The following is a 14,401-nucleotide window of genomic DNA, read 5'->3' as shown; positions in this document are numbered from 1 at the left end:
GCCCGATTTTCGGTGGAGACACCCCTACGATCGCTCGTCGATGATCTTTCCGTCGACGTCGAAGAACAGTTGGTAGTGCCCTTCCGCCCGTCCATTGATTTCGATCATCACGTTGTAGTCCTGCCCTTGGAATGAGCCCTGGCGGGGAGGGTCGGATCCGGCCATCTCGGTTCTTGCGTACAGGAGCTGCGCACCCTGCCCGATGTAGTCATCGCCAAGATCAAGGATTTGGACAATTCCCGCGGCCAGGAGTGCCCCCAATGGACCTGCGAGCGCGCCGACCACACTCGCAGCGGCCGTTGGCCCGATCCCCGGACCATCGGCCGCATCTGCACCGGCGGCTCCCGCGAGGGATTGAACCGCTCTTGCGAGTTCGACCATTTTTTCTTGCAGCTTTCGTGCGGTCTCGCTCGGGTCTCCTTGGTCGTTCTCATAGGCGATAACCCTGATCGAGAGCGGATTTGGCGTGAGATTGTCGATCTTGAATATTTGGGCGGCACCTATTTCGCTTCCAGTCTCCATGTTTTCGAAGGGACCAATCTTTTGAACAATTGGATTGCCGGTGGCGTTGTCGATTGCGAGAATGAAATATGGCTCGTCGGTCGGTGTAAGCTGGTCGTGGTCAGATTCCCTGATGCAGCGAAATCCCAGGAAGTACACACCGACCTTGAAGGTGACGATGGCCTGGCTCACTACTCCAATAGGTCCGTCCCGCAACGTCGCATCGATCCTCCCTCCACGATAATATCGGGTCGCCAAACCACCGAATGGGCTCATCTTGACTGGGCTCGTGGGATATCCGAGACGACCGGAAGACCCACCATGTCTCAAGTATTCCTGTTGAATGCTGTCGCGGGCTGTCTCAAGCGTAAGCGTCGGTCGTGGAGGGGGAGGAGGTGCCGGCCTAACGTGTAGCGTGACAGTGTGTTCATGCCATCCATCTGCGGGAAATGCGCCACGCTGGAGGATCCTGAGTGTATGACCCTCTGGTGCGCAATCTCTCGGGATCTTGAAGGCTGCAATCGCCTTCTTCGCCTCGCCGGGCTCAAGCTTGAGCCGCACAGTCGCTGGCTCCATGGTGATACGGTCTGCCTCGGCATCACCGATGAGCTCATATGTGACTTCCGCGCCCGGTCCCGAGCGGTGGCTTGCGGAAATCGTGACCGAAACCACCCCGCCCTGCTCCTCGCCAAGTTCTTCGGGAGCTATGCTGAAGTCGACCAGGGTTCCACTTTGGAAGACGAGCGGTACGGCGATTGGTCTCTCGAATACACCCGAGGTAATCATTAGAACGCCGGTACCCCGCCTGAACCCCGGGTCAGTCACTTCGATCGACACATCGAGCTTGACTGCCTCCGAACGTCCCACGTCGATGGGGCCACCACCCTGCACTGTCCGGACAACTTCCTCGTCCCAGACCGTTACAACCTCGGTTTCGGTTTCAAGCCCTTCGGGTACTTCTCCGGGAAGGACGTCGATATACACTTCCTTTTCGACGAAGCGGACCGCAGTCATGGATGCGACCCGAAGCTTTAGGCCCTCGGTGCTTGTGAGTGAAGTCTCGGCCGTCAGTCGCGCCTGGTCGGTGAAGCCACTCAATTGCACGGTAGTTCTTCGCTCGCCTGGTCCGTACAGGATCTCGTCGACACCCTTTGGTGAAATCGATGGTTGAATCACTGGTTACGCCTCCGGTTGGCCCATCGCGCGAGAGCCGAAGCGGCCTTTACGGCGGCGCCCAACTGAACCGAGGCGGCATTGATCGTCTGCCTTTGTTGCAGCCGCCTGGCCTCTTCGACTTCACCCGAACCATCGATCAACGAGATAGGCTGGTAGTTCATGAACGCCTCCTTTATTGGCTCATCTATTTTTCGATGTAGAGGCTGATGCGAGCCCCTGTCGTTGCCTGGCATTGCGAACGCCACGTAGGATTGCAACTCTCCCCGCGCCGTGTATATTGCCCGAGGAGACAACCGCCAAAGGCATGCGGCGCTGGGGCATGCGAAAGGGTTGTCATTCCACCCATGCATTCATTCTAGTCACACCCTATAAGTTGTCGCTTCTCAGCGCGTCAGACGTTTGTCCTATGTCTCGGTGGTCTGTCAGGCCAAAGGGGAACCAATGGCAGGGATGGAACACCTTCTAGTGGAGGCCATGCATCGGATCCAAAGCGCTCCGGTCGCCGAGAACGGCTGGATGGCCGCTCTGTCGTCCATTGCCGCGGCAACTCGAAGCGAGAATGCCTTCCTGGTCTATGGCGGCCCCGAACGAGCCGCCGTGTTCGGCGCCGGGGCGACCGGGCATCTTCACAAATTCAAGTCTGCAGTGATCGAAGGGGGACTGCCTCGGTGGCTGAGCGCTGCCGTGCACCGCGATCCGCAGTCAACCACCTTTGCGCCGTGTGACCTCGCGGAGCCGTTCGCCATGGGGAAGATTTGTGGCGCGGTCCTGCCACTCGAGCAAGCATATCATCGCGCCGCCTATCTGGTCGTCGGCAGGAAGCTTGGATACCCGGACTACGACGGCGAAGATGTCTCAACGCTGCAGGTTTTCGCGGCGTCGCTTCAGACGTCGATCAGCCTGGCGGAGCAGCTCCTGCTTACCCGCGCGGCTGTTGCCGGGATAAGCGAAACGCTCGTCAGACCAAACGCGGGCATCATACTCGTCGACCGAAATGCGCGAATTGTCTTCACGAATGAAATTGCGGACCGTCTTCTGTCCGCCGGCGACGGTGTAGCTTCATCAGGCAGGATTCTGACGGCATCCGATGCACACACAGAAAAGGAGCTTGGGACGTGCATCCGTCTTTGCACGAGGCCGAACGAGGTTTCTGCACCCAAGGACGTCGAAATCCGGAGGCCAGATCGCGAGCCTTTACGCGCTACCGTCGCGACCATTCCACGGCAAGCCTGTCACGGCCCGGCGCAATTCGGCGTCGGGCAGCCTCTTGCCATTGTCATGATCGATAACTTGCCAAAGAGGCAGGAAGCGACCAACTCGCATCTTTGCCAACTGCTCCGCCTGACGCGTGCCGAAGCGAGCGTCGCGCTCGAAATTGCCCGCGGAGACGGCCGGGAGGCATGCGCGGCGAGGCTGGGCGTCTCGGTGGCAACCGTCCGCACACACCTCACGCGCATTTTCGAGAAGACCGGCGTGCATCGTCAGGCAGAACTCGTCCATCTCATCTTGGGCCATCTGAGCAGGCCTCTTTGACCGCTCCATCCCCACGAACGCGTCACATGGGCGACAGAAGCCGTATCAGGCCTATAACCGGGTTCGTAGGTCTGGATGACGATATTGAACGCGGTTCGCTGCTGTTCAGGCGCCACGATCCGCCTCCGGAGATCATCGATCTCTGCACCGATTTCGGCACTCTTTCGCTTCAATTCTTCCACCACATGCACGATACGCAACCACGCCTTTAGGATCGCGGCGATCCTAAGAGCTGAGTTCAGCGGACGGGAGTCTGGTGGCAGTTGCTGCCTAATTCATAAATAAACAAGATCGCCCCAAATCCAGCGCATCAATATTGTGCTAATGCACCCGTTAGTTGATAGTGCGCTCTCCTATTCAAGCGGTGAGAAGACGTGCAGCGCCCATTCATTTCAAAGTCGTTTGTTGAGTTGGAGGAAGTCTTCAAGAAAGCGGCGCGCGACAGAGACGCCGAATACCTGAAACTCCTCGACCACGAACTCTCCTTCCGAAACAAGAACCAGAAGACACCAGACCTTAGGACGAAGGTCGCGTCGGCCCTCGCGAAGGCCCCCGTGAAGCAGCAGGATCTCTTCGGAGATGCCAAGCAATCCAAGAGCCCTCGGAGACCAGGTGGCAAGTCCGGCACCGTTCACACCAAACCCAGCAGTCGCAAGAAGCCGAAATTCAAACCGACCGACGAGCAGGCCGCCGCGCTCGACGCGTTTCTGCAGGGCAAATCCCTGAAGATCAATGCGTTTGCAGGTTCCGGCAAGACATCCACGCTCCAGCTCCTTGCGAACGCGACGGGTCTTCGCGGCCAGTATATCGCCTTCAACAAAAGCATTGTCTCGGACGCCGGCGATAAATTCCCTGACACCGTAGATTGCTCGACTTCGCACAGTCTGGCTTTCCGCGCGGCGCCGGCGGGATACAAGCAGGATATCGGCAAGCTGACGAACAAGTGCACAGCAAAGCAGCTTGTGGAAGTCCTGGACATCAAGCGCCGCCGCTTCGGCGACAAATATGCCGTCACACCGGACTCCCGAGGATATCTCTACCTTGAGACCATCAGACGGTACGCACAGAGTGCTGACGACGAGATCGGCCCGCAGCATGTCCCAACGCTCGGTGCCCTTAGGGCCGCCCCGGAGGATGTTCTGCAAGAGGTCTCAAGTTTCGCGCTCGATGGCGCGCGACACGTCTGGAGCCGGATGCTTTCAGAGCGGGATCCCCTTCCCCTGGGTCACGACGGCTATCTGAAGCTCTGGGGTCTTTCGCGCCCGATCATCGCCGCAGACTACATCATGTTGGACGAGGCTCAGGACACCAATCCTGTCGTCCTCGACATCCTGCAGAGACAGCGCGGGCAGTTGATCTACGTCGGGGACCGATATCAGCAGATCTACGAATGGCGCGGCGCCGTGAATGCCATGGAGTCGATTGAGACCGACGCAAGCACCTACCTGACGACCTCGTTTCGTTTCGGGAATGCCATCGCCGATCTCGCGACCAAGATGCTGGTGAAACTCGGCGAGAGCCAGCCCGTTCGAGGGAATCCAAACATCGTGAGCAGAATCGGTGCTGTAAACAACCCGGCTGCAGTTCTCGCCCGAACGAACGCGACCACAATCAGTGCCGTGATCGAAGCGCTTGACGCCGGGCGGAAGCCTCATCTGGTCGGCGATAAGTCTGAACTGATGGACATGCTTCGCGGCGTGCAGGCGCTTAAGGAGAACGAACCGTCGACCTGCCCCGCATTCTTCGGCTTCAAGTCCTGGAACGAGGTCGTGGAGTTCGCTCGCACCGACGAAGGCGCGCATCTGGTGATGTTCGTCAATCTCGTGGAGAAGCGGGTGAAAAGCAACTGATGTGGGCGCTGAACAGAACCGTTGATGAGGAAAAGGCCGACCTCGTCATATCCACCGCACACAAATCTAAGGGACGGGAATGGAAGTCTGTTCGCCTCATGGACGACTTCCTACGGAGCAGTCCAGCGGACAAAAAGGACAGCGGACCCGATCCCGCGGAAATGCGCCTCCTATACGTCGCCTTGACACGAGCGAAGGAATCCTTGGAGGTTCCGTCGACGATCATGGACTTCGTTGAGCGCGGGATCGCACCGCAGCGCGAGCGTGTCGAGGTTGCCCCTTCGAAACCCCGGGCCGTGGTTCGAGCAGCGCCGCCTCCGGCACCACGCCAGGCCGTGCCTACGAGACCATCGTCGCCTCCACCGAGCGCCGTAGTTCCCCCAGTCGCACCGGATGTCCGCCAGCGGCCTGCTCGCAAAGGCCTGCTTGGCTGGCTGTTTGGCAAGTGAACGCATGGCTCAGACCACCAAACGCTGCCATTGGGTTCCGCAAAGTTATCTGAAGGCGTTCGCCGAGAAGAGCACAGGAAAGATCTGGCGTCTCGGGAAGGATGGCGGGGAGCCAGAACTCAAGCGCCTCGACAAGGTTGCGGTAAAATTTCACCTCTATTCTCCAATGGGAACCGGCGGCCGACGGGACGACGCGCTCGAAAAGAAGTTCGCTGATCTGGAATCCTATTTTGGCGATCCGGTCTGGAAGGCGTTATGCGACGGATACCCGGATCTATCCTGGAAGCCACTCCGAATGATGGTCGCGCTCCTGGTGGCGACGACCTGGCTGCGTACGCCCGCTCAGTTCGAAGACTGGCAGCGCATACGTAACCAGATGCGTGACTTCTACTCGGACCTACCTCAACTTCCCGAGGAGGTGATGATGAATGGCCGGCGCGTCGAGATCGATACCTCTTCGTGGCCGGCATACCGGGACGCCAGCGAAGAAGATATGAAAGCGGCATGGAATGCGTGGCTCGGACGGTCGAGTGAGATAGCGAGGCTATTCCTCGATATGCGCTGGGCAATGCTGGTCAGCAACGAAGGCAAGTTCATAACATCGGACAATCCAGTGATGGTTGGAGATCCGACAGGGCCGTTCAGAGGATTGAAGGATCCCGGCATTCTCGTGACCTTTCCCATCAGCCCCACGCGGCTTCTCCTTATGGACCGCCGTCACAGTGAGCCAGACTCCAACTTCTACGAGTCCGCGGGACACGAGGCATCGAACGCGCTCGTTTGGAGAAACGCGATCAATCACATGTTCTCGCCCCGCCACCCTGATGAGGTTTGCGCCGAAATGGTTGCCGACGCGGAAGCGAAAGGATTCCTTTGAAGTATCCGCTGTGGCAGCCAAGGGCGCATCGTGTATGCGGGCGCATCAAAGTCCATCGCGACTTTGGATAAACTCTTCGAGGCTCTCTGCACGCTCCTCGGCAAGGGCAAGGCGCCACTCCGCGGTCAGCATCGGGTGAAGGGTGCCGCCTTCGGCGAACGAGGCGAAAAGAGCCGCGTCGCGCTTGCTGAATTCCTCCCATGCCGCCTGGCTCTCCTCCAGAAGCTGCAGATCGACCCCGGGGATTTCCCGAATACGGGTCAGCAGGCCAGCGACCTCCTCCTCGGCCGCTTCAAGGGCTTGGACCGCATCGATCGTCATCTGGGTCTGCGTGAACGCGAGCGTGCCTTCGATGTGCTTCACGGTCACCCAATCGCAGGCTTCGATGAATGCGGCGGTCGCGCGGCAGAACTCGGCGACATCCTCGTCCTTGTAAGGCCGCTGCCCTGATAATTCGTGCACCAGAATGTGCCTGGCGGTGAAGATCTCACTGAGCAGCCGCAGGGTCGAATCGATGTCTGCGATTATTGGTTCGAGCGGGAACCGATCCTCATCTTCTGTCCAGCGCCTATGAGACGTCCGCAGTTCCTCCTTCGCGTCTGGAAGCAAGGTCGTGAGGACCTTCATGATGGAGTCAACACTGCTCAAACTGACCGCGTGCGCAACGATGTCGCCAGGAGTGAATTTCTGCTTCTCGATGCTATCCGCGAAGATGAAATCGAGTTTGAGGTCCTTCACCAGCAGCCTCGCCCTCTCGGCGAAGACCTCTTCGCTTGAGTCGACCATCTGTCCGACCATGGATCGCACAAACACCTCAAGGATAGTCGCAAGTCTGACTACCACATGGTCGCCGATGAAGGTCTCGCCCTGGGGCCTGATCTCCCAGGCCTTTGCCAGCTCGGAGACCTGGAAAACGAGTTCCGATGCCCGCCTCGGCTTCCCGTGGCGCTCCTTCCACTCGATGATTTGCTGCGGATCAAGATATTTCATGCCGAATAGGTATCAAATCTGAAGACGCGGGCAATCCGGCAAATCTGATCCCTCCGCGATTCCAGTCTCCGATCTATCTTCGCAGAATGATTTCCGTCCGCGACGATCGCTGCCCAGCAGCTATCGTCGTGTTTTCACAATGTTGATCAGATCGCGCCGAAACTTCTCGGAGTCGGACGCGAGATCGATCTTCACAAAGCGAAGCCGATGCCCCCTCGATTCGGAGCATTGGCGCAGGCGTGAACGAGCACGATAAGTCGACAGTTCCCACCCCGCGGTCCGAGGATGCTATGAGACGGCGAGTGCCTGCATGCAGTCAGAAAGCACCAAGAAACTCTGGTGTTCTCGAAGGTGATCCAGATCACTATCCGTCTTCATCCACGCTGCTACCGACGTCACGTATGCAGGAGATCCCTCCGTCTGGCGCTCGAGACAGGCTATTGCTTCCGGAACCTTTCCCAACTTCGAATAGCAGCAAGCGAGATTGTAGAGGACCCTTAGGTCGTCGCCAGCGATCGCCGCTGCACGGGATGCCCACAGGGCCCCCTTGTCCACTTCCCCAAGATCGGCCAGCAGGCAACCGCCGTAGCACAACAGGATCGGCTCGTCGGGATGTTCGGCGACCTCTCTCTCCATCAGCCGAAGGCACTCCAGAGCGGACTGCATCGCCTCTTGATGCAGCCCGAGCGATACCTGGACGGCTCGTAACTGATCCCAGGCCCGATAGTCGTCCGGTTTCAAGGCGATCGTGCGTTCGTAGAACCCGCGCGCCCGCTCGAACTGTTGCTGCGCGTGACAGTTTCGTCCACGGAAGAAGTTGGCTTCGTAGGAGGTCGGGTCCAGTTCGAGCGCCCGGTCGAACTCGATCTCCGCTTCGGCCCGCAGCCCCACGGCGAAATTTGCGATTCCCCGCGACGCGTGTGCGTCGGCAAGGCCGGGATCGAGTTCCAATGCCTTGTCCGCATTGATCATGATCCCGCCATAGGTCGCCGCCGGATCATTGGCGAGCAGAAGATAGGAGTCGCAGTCCGCCATTCCGGCATAAGCGCCGGCGTAGGACGGGTCGATACCGATCGCCTTCTCAAACCACGATCTGGCCGCCGTCATGTTCTTCGCTTCATGTCCGCGATTGAAGAACGATCGCCCCGTCAGATAGGCCTGATAGGCCTGTGGATCGTTGGTGCCGCGCCGAGTGATGGTCTCCAGCTCGCTTCCAGCGAGACTTGCCTTGAGGGCATCTACGACATGCTTTGAAATCTCGTCCTGCAGCGCGAAAACGTCTTCGAACTCACGGTCGTAGCGCTCGGCCCAGATGTGCCGTCCATCCGTCGCGTCGATGAGTTGGGCCGCGACGCGGATTTTGCTTCCATCACTGCGCACGCTGCCTTCTAGCACGTGCCCAACGCTTAGATCGCGCCCGACCTGCCTCGCGTCCGCCGCGCGGCCCTTATAGACGAAGCTTGAGTTGCGCGCACAGACGCTCAGCGAGGACACTTTTGCGAGATCCGTTATGATGTCCTCTGTGATGCCGTCGCTGAAGCTTTCCTGGTCCTGATGACCGCTCATGTTGGTAAAAGGCAGCACTGCGATCGATATGCGGTCATATCCCGAGACCGCTGCCTGTCGAGACTGAGCCATCCCTTCGAACCGCGCCATATAGATGCGCACGGGCCGCTCGTGGTTCTTGACGGAGTGACATCCGAAATCCTCAAAATCGATATTCAGGTCGCTGCCGATGTGTTGGTAGACGATTTCCGCGATTGCTATTCCGCCGGGGTCGGCCAGTGATTGCAAACGGGACGCGACGTTGACCCCATCCCCGTAGATGTCTTCGTCATCGACGATGACGTAGCCCAGATTGACTCCGATGCGGTAGACGAGACGGCGGCCCTGTGGAGAGTAGGGTTCGGCTCCCGCCACCCCTCGTTGAACTTCGATCGCACAGCGGACGGCATCGGCTGCGCTGGAAAACTCCACCAGCATGCCATCGCCCATGAGCTTGACGATCCGCCCCTGGTGAGACACGACACTCGGGTCGACCACGTCGTTGCGGAGCGACTTGAGCCTGCTCAATGTGGCGACGTCGTCGAGTTCCATCAAACGGGTGTATCCGACGATGTCGGCGGAGAGAATTGCCGAGAGCCTGCGTTGCATTGGACGTCCCCCATCCTCTAGCTACCGCATTTTCAATTCACACGATCGTTACGCGCGACAATAAACCTGTTTGACCCGTGCGGCCATCTTCGTCCGGCTTTTATTCATTCATATGTTTCCGACGCACGGCGGCTGATAATCGGGTCAACGACGGAGGCATGTTGATCGCAACCAGATCGACGGGCCTGCCAAGCTTTTCGCGCGCTGCCGGCGCGGAACGACAGAATCCGCGTCTTCCTCACGCCGAGCAAACGCAGCATAGGAGGCTGCGGCCTCGAGCAGCCAGTCAGAGCCACGATCGGCAATCAAGCAACACCGCATGGTTCGCACTCCGTCGAAGCGGCATCGATCCCAGGACTGCTCTGAAACCGGTTTCCCTGCTCACTTCGCCAAAAGAGCTCACGTTCACTTCCGCAAGCAGCTCTTCTTACCTCCGTCGGTGATGCAATACCGGCCTCCTCTGGGACCGGTGCAATATGCTCCGGATCGGCAGGAGCACTCCCCACTGACAGTGGGCGCCATCTGTGACCCGGTGGCGCCAAGCAGGCCGACGGCGCCTCCCATGGACGCAGAGCAGGATCTTTTGCTCGCGCTTACAGAGCCGTCATTGCAAATGAACGCGTCGCCCTGGCAGCCCGCGATGCCCCCCTTCCTGCCGCTGCAGGGAGTGTTTGCAGCTTCTACAGTTACGACGACCGACAGGAGTGCTGCCGCGGCACCGAAGAACAACTGCATGCCGCCAGCTCTATTCACCGGGTCCTCCAAGTCAGTGCCTCTTTCTCATTATGTCAGTCACAGCAGACCTTTCGGACGTAGGTGTTTCCGAAAGTCACCATGGCATCCTTCGCGATGAGCCCGTGCGTCTTGAGGGCATTTGACAGGTCCTTCGCTTCCTGCTCGCCATAGACGTCATGCAGTGTCACGGCGATCCAGCCGTTCGCAGCTAGGTGTGCCGCGAGCGGGACCGACGAGGCTTTGATGAACGAGCGGGCGTCTTCGAGTGTCCGGAAGGATTTGACCTGCACGAAGCGTCCGTCACCAGCAGGTTCCTCGAATTCGTTCACCCGCACCCAGGAATAGTGCATGTAGCCGCTGGATCCTCCGACGACGACGCGATACCAGTCGCCTAGTAGTTCAGTGACCTCCACGGGACTTCCGTTTGGCGCCTGTCCGATCGTCTTCGCATCGCCGTCGGCCGCAGATCTGATCGGCGCTATCCCCTTGGGATGACGCACGAAGCCGCTCCGGGCTCGGGGAACTTCGAGCGACGCGTCATCGGTGGCCGCATTGTCCGCCGGCAGGTTGACAGAGCTTGCGGGAGGCTGGGTTTGGATAGAGTTCGGCGACTCAGGGGTGATGGCTACTCGCGCGTCTGGCTTTGGATAGCATAGGATCTGGAAAACCGACGGCGTAACGCGATCAGCAAGATCGGCTGTCGATAGGGCTGTCGGATTCTCAGTCGTATCAGCGGCTTGATCAACGAGGCTCTGAGACTGCATAAATAACTCGGCGACCGACGCGCGGATCGCGAAGTTCACGTTCTGAGCAGTGATACCGATCTCATCTGCAGTCTTCTTGGATAGCGTCGCGCTCGTGATGCCGACAAGGTATCCGTTCCGGTCCACTACAGGGCCTCCTGAGTTGCCCGGCTGGATTGGTGTCGAGATCTGGATGTATCTGGTGTCGTTGCGGATCCCCGCGAGAGCATTCACGTTGCCTGTGGTGATCTTCACTGAATCCGCGAGCAGCGCGGCCAGAGGGTATCCCACTGCAACGATGTCCTCGCCGAGCCTCGTTGGAGACTTTCGGAATGCAAGTGGCTTTAGTGGCTCGCCGGCCGCGATCTTCACGACGGCCAGATCATTGATCCCATCGATGCGGGGATCGGCGGCATCGCCCTTCCCCTTCACCTCGATCCGCCCGCAATCCTGGACCACATGGGCGTTCGTCAGGATCCACCCGTCGGTGGTTACCGCAAATCCCGTTCCCGAGGAACTGGGCTCGTCGGCAAGGCAGTGTGAAGCGATGGCCATGGACAGGCCCGCGGCAACGAATACTCGGCGAGTGACAAACATTTGAATTCCCCAGGCGGTCGAAAGCTAAAGCCATCGAGGCATGGATTTCAACTTCTTCTTGCAAGATTGCTTAATTGTCAGCGTACTGTGTCACCCGCCTGCATCACGGGAGAACCCCTTCGGGAATGAGCGCAGGTTACCTCACACCGAACTAAACCTCTCTCGGTGTCGCGCAACATACGCCGGATGAGGCCACAACCTGCCATCCGCAGGCAAATGGATTCGATCCATCTGCTTCGCAAACAGTGTCCGCGGCACCAGCGGCACCTCGTTGTGCGATACGAGGATCCGGTAATCGCCGCTCAGCGAGATCAAATGCCTGTCGAAGAGCCCCTGCACGGTGGCTGAGAGCGCGATACGTTCTGCACCACGTCCGGTTCACCGTCGGTCACCGTTCGGCGGTACTGCCAGTTCATTCTTCTCCTGGCGAACGCCTCAGGTTTCAACACCCGACATTCAGGTCTTTAGTGACCAGGACATCTGAAGTGATCAGTCCGGATCAATCATCTGACCGCAGTTTGTGCACCGCGTGCCATTCCAACTGGTCGGACCACAATACGGACAGTCCCAACTAGGATCGAGCCGATCGCCCTTGGGCCGCATCCCGACAATCCCGGTGCGCCCTCGGATCATGTATCGCAGGTCGTCTTCGCTAACGATGGTCATACCGGGGCCGAACTCCAATGGCCTGCCCTTCTGCTCCGGCTCTCGGTTCTCCTCGTGATGACGATAGAAGAGCTGCTCGAGTTTCCTCCTGTATTTGTCCGGTAGTTTCCCACTGACCGAGGCTTCTGTGATCCGGGCAGTGGCGATGCCAATGGCTCGATCAGTGAGATACCTCTCGTGAACTTCGGCGGCGCGTACTGCCTTTTCAGCGGCGCGTTCGAGCCTGAGTTGGATGACTGGGGTTGCCTTGAAGACCCTATTTCCCTTTGAGCCATTGCACCTGCGGCAAGCGGGCATCCAGTTGGCCCACGAATTGACTGCAAAGTTCTCCCCAAGGCCGAAACCCTCCAGGATTGCTTGAAGGGCATCGGATCCTTCCAGAGATTCCGGAATGATGTGATCGACCTCGCAGGTGTTGTACGAAACTGGTTCCTCGCACAGCCAGCATCGCTCACTATGCACGGTCCAAACTGCATAGCGTTCGGCGTCGGTGAAGTTGCGTTTTGCGGGCTGGGACATTCGTGACTGCGGGTGAAGAATTGACCGCAATCTAGGACCATTTCTCCTAAGTTGGCAATGGGTTCGAATGCACACCAAAGGCGATCCCTGCAGCCGGAGGAGAAACGCGCTAGGGATCGTCCTTTCAATGCTGCCCTGCCCTAGCCTTAAAGTCGAACGCAACCGGTCACGCGCGTGAGCAACTTGTCTTCGAGAAGCATCCTGGTTTGGGATCGGCTTGCCCTCGTAGCGCACGCGAAAGTTCCTCCTGTGAAAATCCTGCTCGAAACGGACGAAGACGAGTTCCAGGTCGTCAATGCTGTCGCGCTTGCCGAGAAGGCTGAGCGTGACAACGAGAACACCGCTATATCCGCGGGTCAGGCGAAAGGCCGCGCTGGGCGTCGCCTAGGCGGGGAACGGAGACTTAGCACAGGAAACGTACGCGCCTGCATCGCGGGGATCCCATCATGAACGATCGCTGCTGCTAGACCCTGACGACTTCAAGCTGACTACAGTCCCGCTGTCGACGACGATCCAGAGCGTCCGGACCATATCCGCGGCTTCGCGAAGAATTGCCGAGACATTCGCATGCGAAAATCTAACAACACCTTTTGCCGCGACGTCCAGACGTACGATTGCATCGCGTTCGGTACCACTTCCAGGGATCCCAGCTTGCTCGCGCAGATCGCGCACCGTGGTCATCGCACGAAGCAACAAGCTCTCGATTTCGCCCGCGGTCAGCCGGTCGACTTCATTCGCCGCCCTTACGAGTTCTGCGACGAACCCCGGGACGCTGCTCGTCTCCGCAGTTATCGTCATCGTCCCTCGAATTCAGCGCCGGGCAGCCAACCGCGCGTATAGCCTTTGCTGATGCATGCCCGAGCGATTGCGAGCTGTTCGCACAGCCGTTCACGGTCCTTGAGCAGAGCATTGATGGTTGCACGCGGATCCCCTCCGTGCCAGGCCAAAGCTGCGTCGACGGGGTTGGATTCCGGTGTCATATGACGTTCAGCAAGCATGTCGGATCCTCGTCAGTTCAGGAAGAGCATGCTCGGAGACAATGTTGCGGCAGCGATGCGGCCTATGCAACGGCGCGACAGCGCGAGCACCGAAAAGCTAGACACCAGAACGAGTCGTAGCAAGGATTCGTTGAACACTTAGCAGATCAAAGATGCGGCGTGTCCTGAGGCTTGAATTCCCCTTCCTGCCGGAGCAAAGTTGAGGACGGGGGAAAATCGATGAAAACGCTGATAATGCTTGCAGTCGGAATGGTGGCGTTCGATGCCGTCGCCACAGACTATCCCACAAATGGCATGCTCTATAACCAGCAGGAGGATTCCTCGCTGACGTATAGCTGCAAGCTTCAGGCGGGCCAGCAGCGCCTCCGGTGCGAGTTCCTCCAGACGGCCGTCCGCAAGAAGGCTAAGGCAGCCGATCTGCAAAGGAAGCTCGACGAAGCTCGTCAGAACTATCCGGGGGCTGTGAAGGAATTCTCCGATCCCAAGGAATGCAACATGATGGGCGCGTGGCTCGGCATGGCCACCGGTTCAGTTGACGGCATATGGCACGCGTGGCGGCTGCCGGAGCATCAACCCGTACGATGCCGCCAGCAATGGAAACTTTGACGACGAT

General features: G+C 58.8%; 14 protein-coding genes. 6 read left to right on the top strand and 8 right to left on the bottom strand.

Annotated elements, in window-relative coordinates; genetic code table 11:
* Window positions 1-24: 24 nt before the first annotated feature.
* Both BN1800_RS28515 and BN1800_RS41600 read right to left on the bottom strand, forming a co-directional pair.
* Entirely contained in the window at window positions 25-1,677 is a 1,653-nt protein-coding gene (locus BN1800_RS28515) for a hypothetical protein (RefSeq protein WP_087002268.1), read from the bottom strand.
* On the bottom strand, window positions 1,674-1,838 hold the full coding sequence (locus BN1800_RS41600; protein WP_179213917.1) for a hypothetical protein: 165 nt from the start codon (window positions 1,836-1,838) through the stop codon (window positions 1,674-1,676). Before BN1800_RS41600 ends, BN1800_RS28515 begins: the two co-directional genes overlap by 4 nt.
* A 313-nt stretch (window positions 1,839-2,151) precedes the next feature.
* Here BN1800_RS41600 and BN1800_RS42885 point away from each other — a divergent pair, with 313 nt between their 5' ends.
* From BN1800_RS42885 to BN1800_RS28485, 5 genes are all read left to right on the top strand, one after another.
* Entirely contained in the window at window positions 2,152-3,210 is a 1,059-nt protein-coding gene (locus BN1800_RS42885; protein ID WP_179213916.1) for a helix-turn-helix transcriptional regulator, read from the top strand.
* 26 nt (window positions 3,211-3,236) lie between these two features.
* Complete coding sequence (locus BN1800_RS28500) at window positions 3,237-3,422, top strand: hypothetical protein (protein ID WP_087002262.1); 186 nt, start codon at window positions 3,237-3,239, stop codon at window positions 3,420-3,422.
* A gap of 162 nt (window positions 3,423-3,584) precedes the next feature.
* Window positions 3,585-5,060 carry a UvrD-helicase domain-containing protein gene (locus BN1800_RS28495; protein WP_087002261.1) on the top strand — a complete coding sequence of 492 codons (1,476 nt, stop codon included), beginning with the start codon at window positions 3,585-3,587 and terminating at the stop codon, window positions 5,058-5,060.
* On the top strand, window positions 5,060-5,509 hold the full coding sequence (locus BN1800_RS44090; RefSeq protein ID WP_087002259.1) for an ATP-binding domain-containing protein: 450 nt from the start codon (window positions 5,060-5,062) through the stop codon (window positions 5,507-5,509). The genes BN1800_RS28495 and BN1800_RS44090 overlap by 1 nt, the downstream gene beginning before the upstream one ends.
* A gap of 4 nt (window positions 5,510-5,513) precedes the next feature.
* Window positions 5,514-6,386: a DUF4238 domain-containing protein gene (locus BN1800_RS28485; RefSeq protein ID WP_179213915.1), complete on the top strand. Its 873-nt coding sequence runs from the start codon at window positions 5,514-5,516 to the stop codon at window positions 6,384-6,386.
* Window positions 6,387-6,431: 45 nt separating this feature from the next.
* On the opposite strand, the gene BN1800_RS28480 is transcribed toward BN1800_RS28485, so the two are convergent.
* The 6 genes from BN1800_RS28480 to BN1800_RS28440 form a co-directional block, all read right to left on the bottom strand.
* A complete protein-coding gene (locus BN1800_RS28480; protein ID WP_087002255.1) occupies window positions 6,432-7,376 on the bottom strand; it encodes a lysozyme inhibitor LprI family protein in 945 nt (314 codons plus the stop codon).
* A gap of 288 nt (window positions 7,377-7,664) precedes the next feature.
* Window positions 7,665-9,530: an adenylate/guanylate cyclase domain-containing protein gene (locus BN1800_RS28475; protein WP_087002253.1), complete on the bottom strand. Its 1,866-nt coding sequence runs from the start codon at window positions 9,528-9,530 to the stop codon at window positions 7,665-7,667.
* Window positions 9,531-10,318: 788 nt separating this feature from the next.
* The gene (locus BN1800_RS28465) at window positions 10,319-11,605 is read right to left on the bottom strand and encodes a trypsin-like peptidase domain-containing protein (RefSeq protein ID WP_087002249.1); all 1,287 of its coding nucleotides are present in this window, start codon (window positions 11,603-11,605) and stop codon (window positions 10,319-10,321) included.
* Window positions 11,606-12,094: 489 nt separating this feature from the next.
* Window positions 12,095-12,790 (bottom strand): HNH endonuclease, encoded by a 696-nt coding sequence (locus tag BN1800_RS28455; RefSeq protein WP_143534125.1) that lies wholly within the window; start codon window positions 12,788-12,790, stop codon window positions 12,095-12,097.
* 444 nt (window positions 12,791-13,234) lie between these two features.
* On the bottom strand, window positions 13,235-13,588 hold the full coding sequence (locus BN1800_RS28445) for a hypothetical protein (protein ID WP_087002244.1): 354 nt from the start codon (window positions 13,586-13,588) through the stop codon (window positions 13,235-13,237).
* Complete coding sequence (locus tag BN1800_RS28440) at window positions 13,585-13,788, bottom strand: dehydrogenase (RefSeq protein ID WP_244564684.1); 204 nt, start codon at window positions 13,786-13,788, stop codon at window positions 13,585-13,587. Before BN1800_RS28440 ends, BN1800_RS28445 begins: the two co-directional genes overlap by 4 nt.
* A 219-nt stretch (window positions 13,789-14,007) precedes the next feature.
* On the opposite strand from BN1800_RS28440, the gene BN1800_RS40650 reads away from it, so the two are divergent.
* Entirely contained in the window at window positions 14,008-14,394 is a 387-nt protein-coding gene (locus BN1800_RS40650) for a hypothetical protein (protein ID WP_143534123.1), read from the top strand.
* Window positions 14,395-14,401 lie beyond the last annotated feature (7 nt).

Source organism: Rhizobium sullae (assembly GCF_900169785.1).
Classification (GTDB): Bacteria; Pseudomonadota; Alphaproteobacteria; order Rhizobiales; family Rhizobiaceae; genus Rhizobium; species Rhizobium sullae.
Note: the sequence above shows the minus strand (reverse complement) of the source record. Positions and strands in the feature narration are given on the sequence as shown.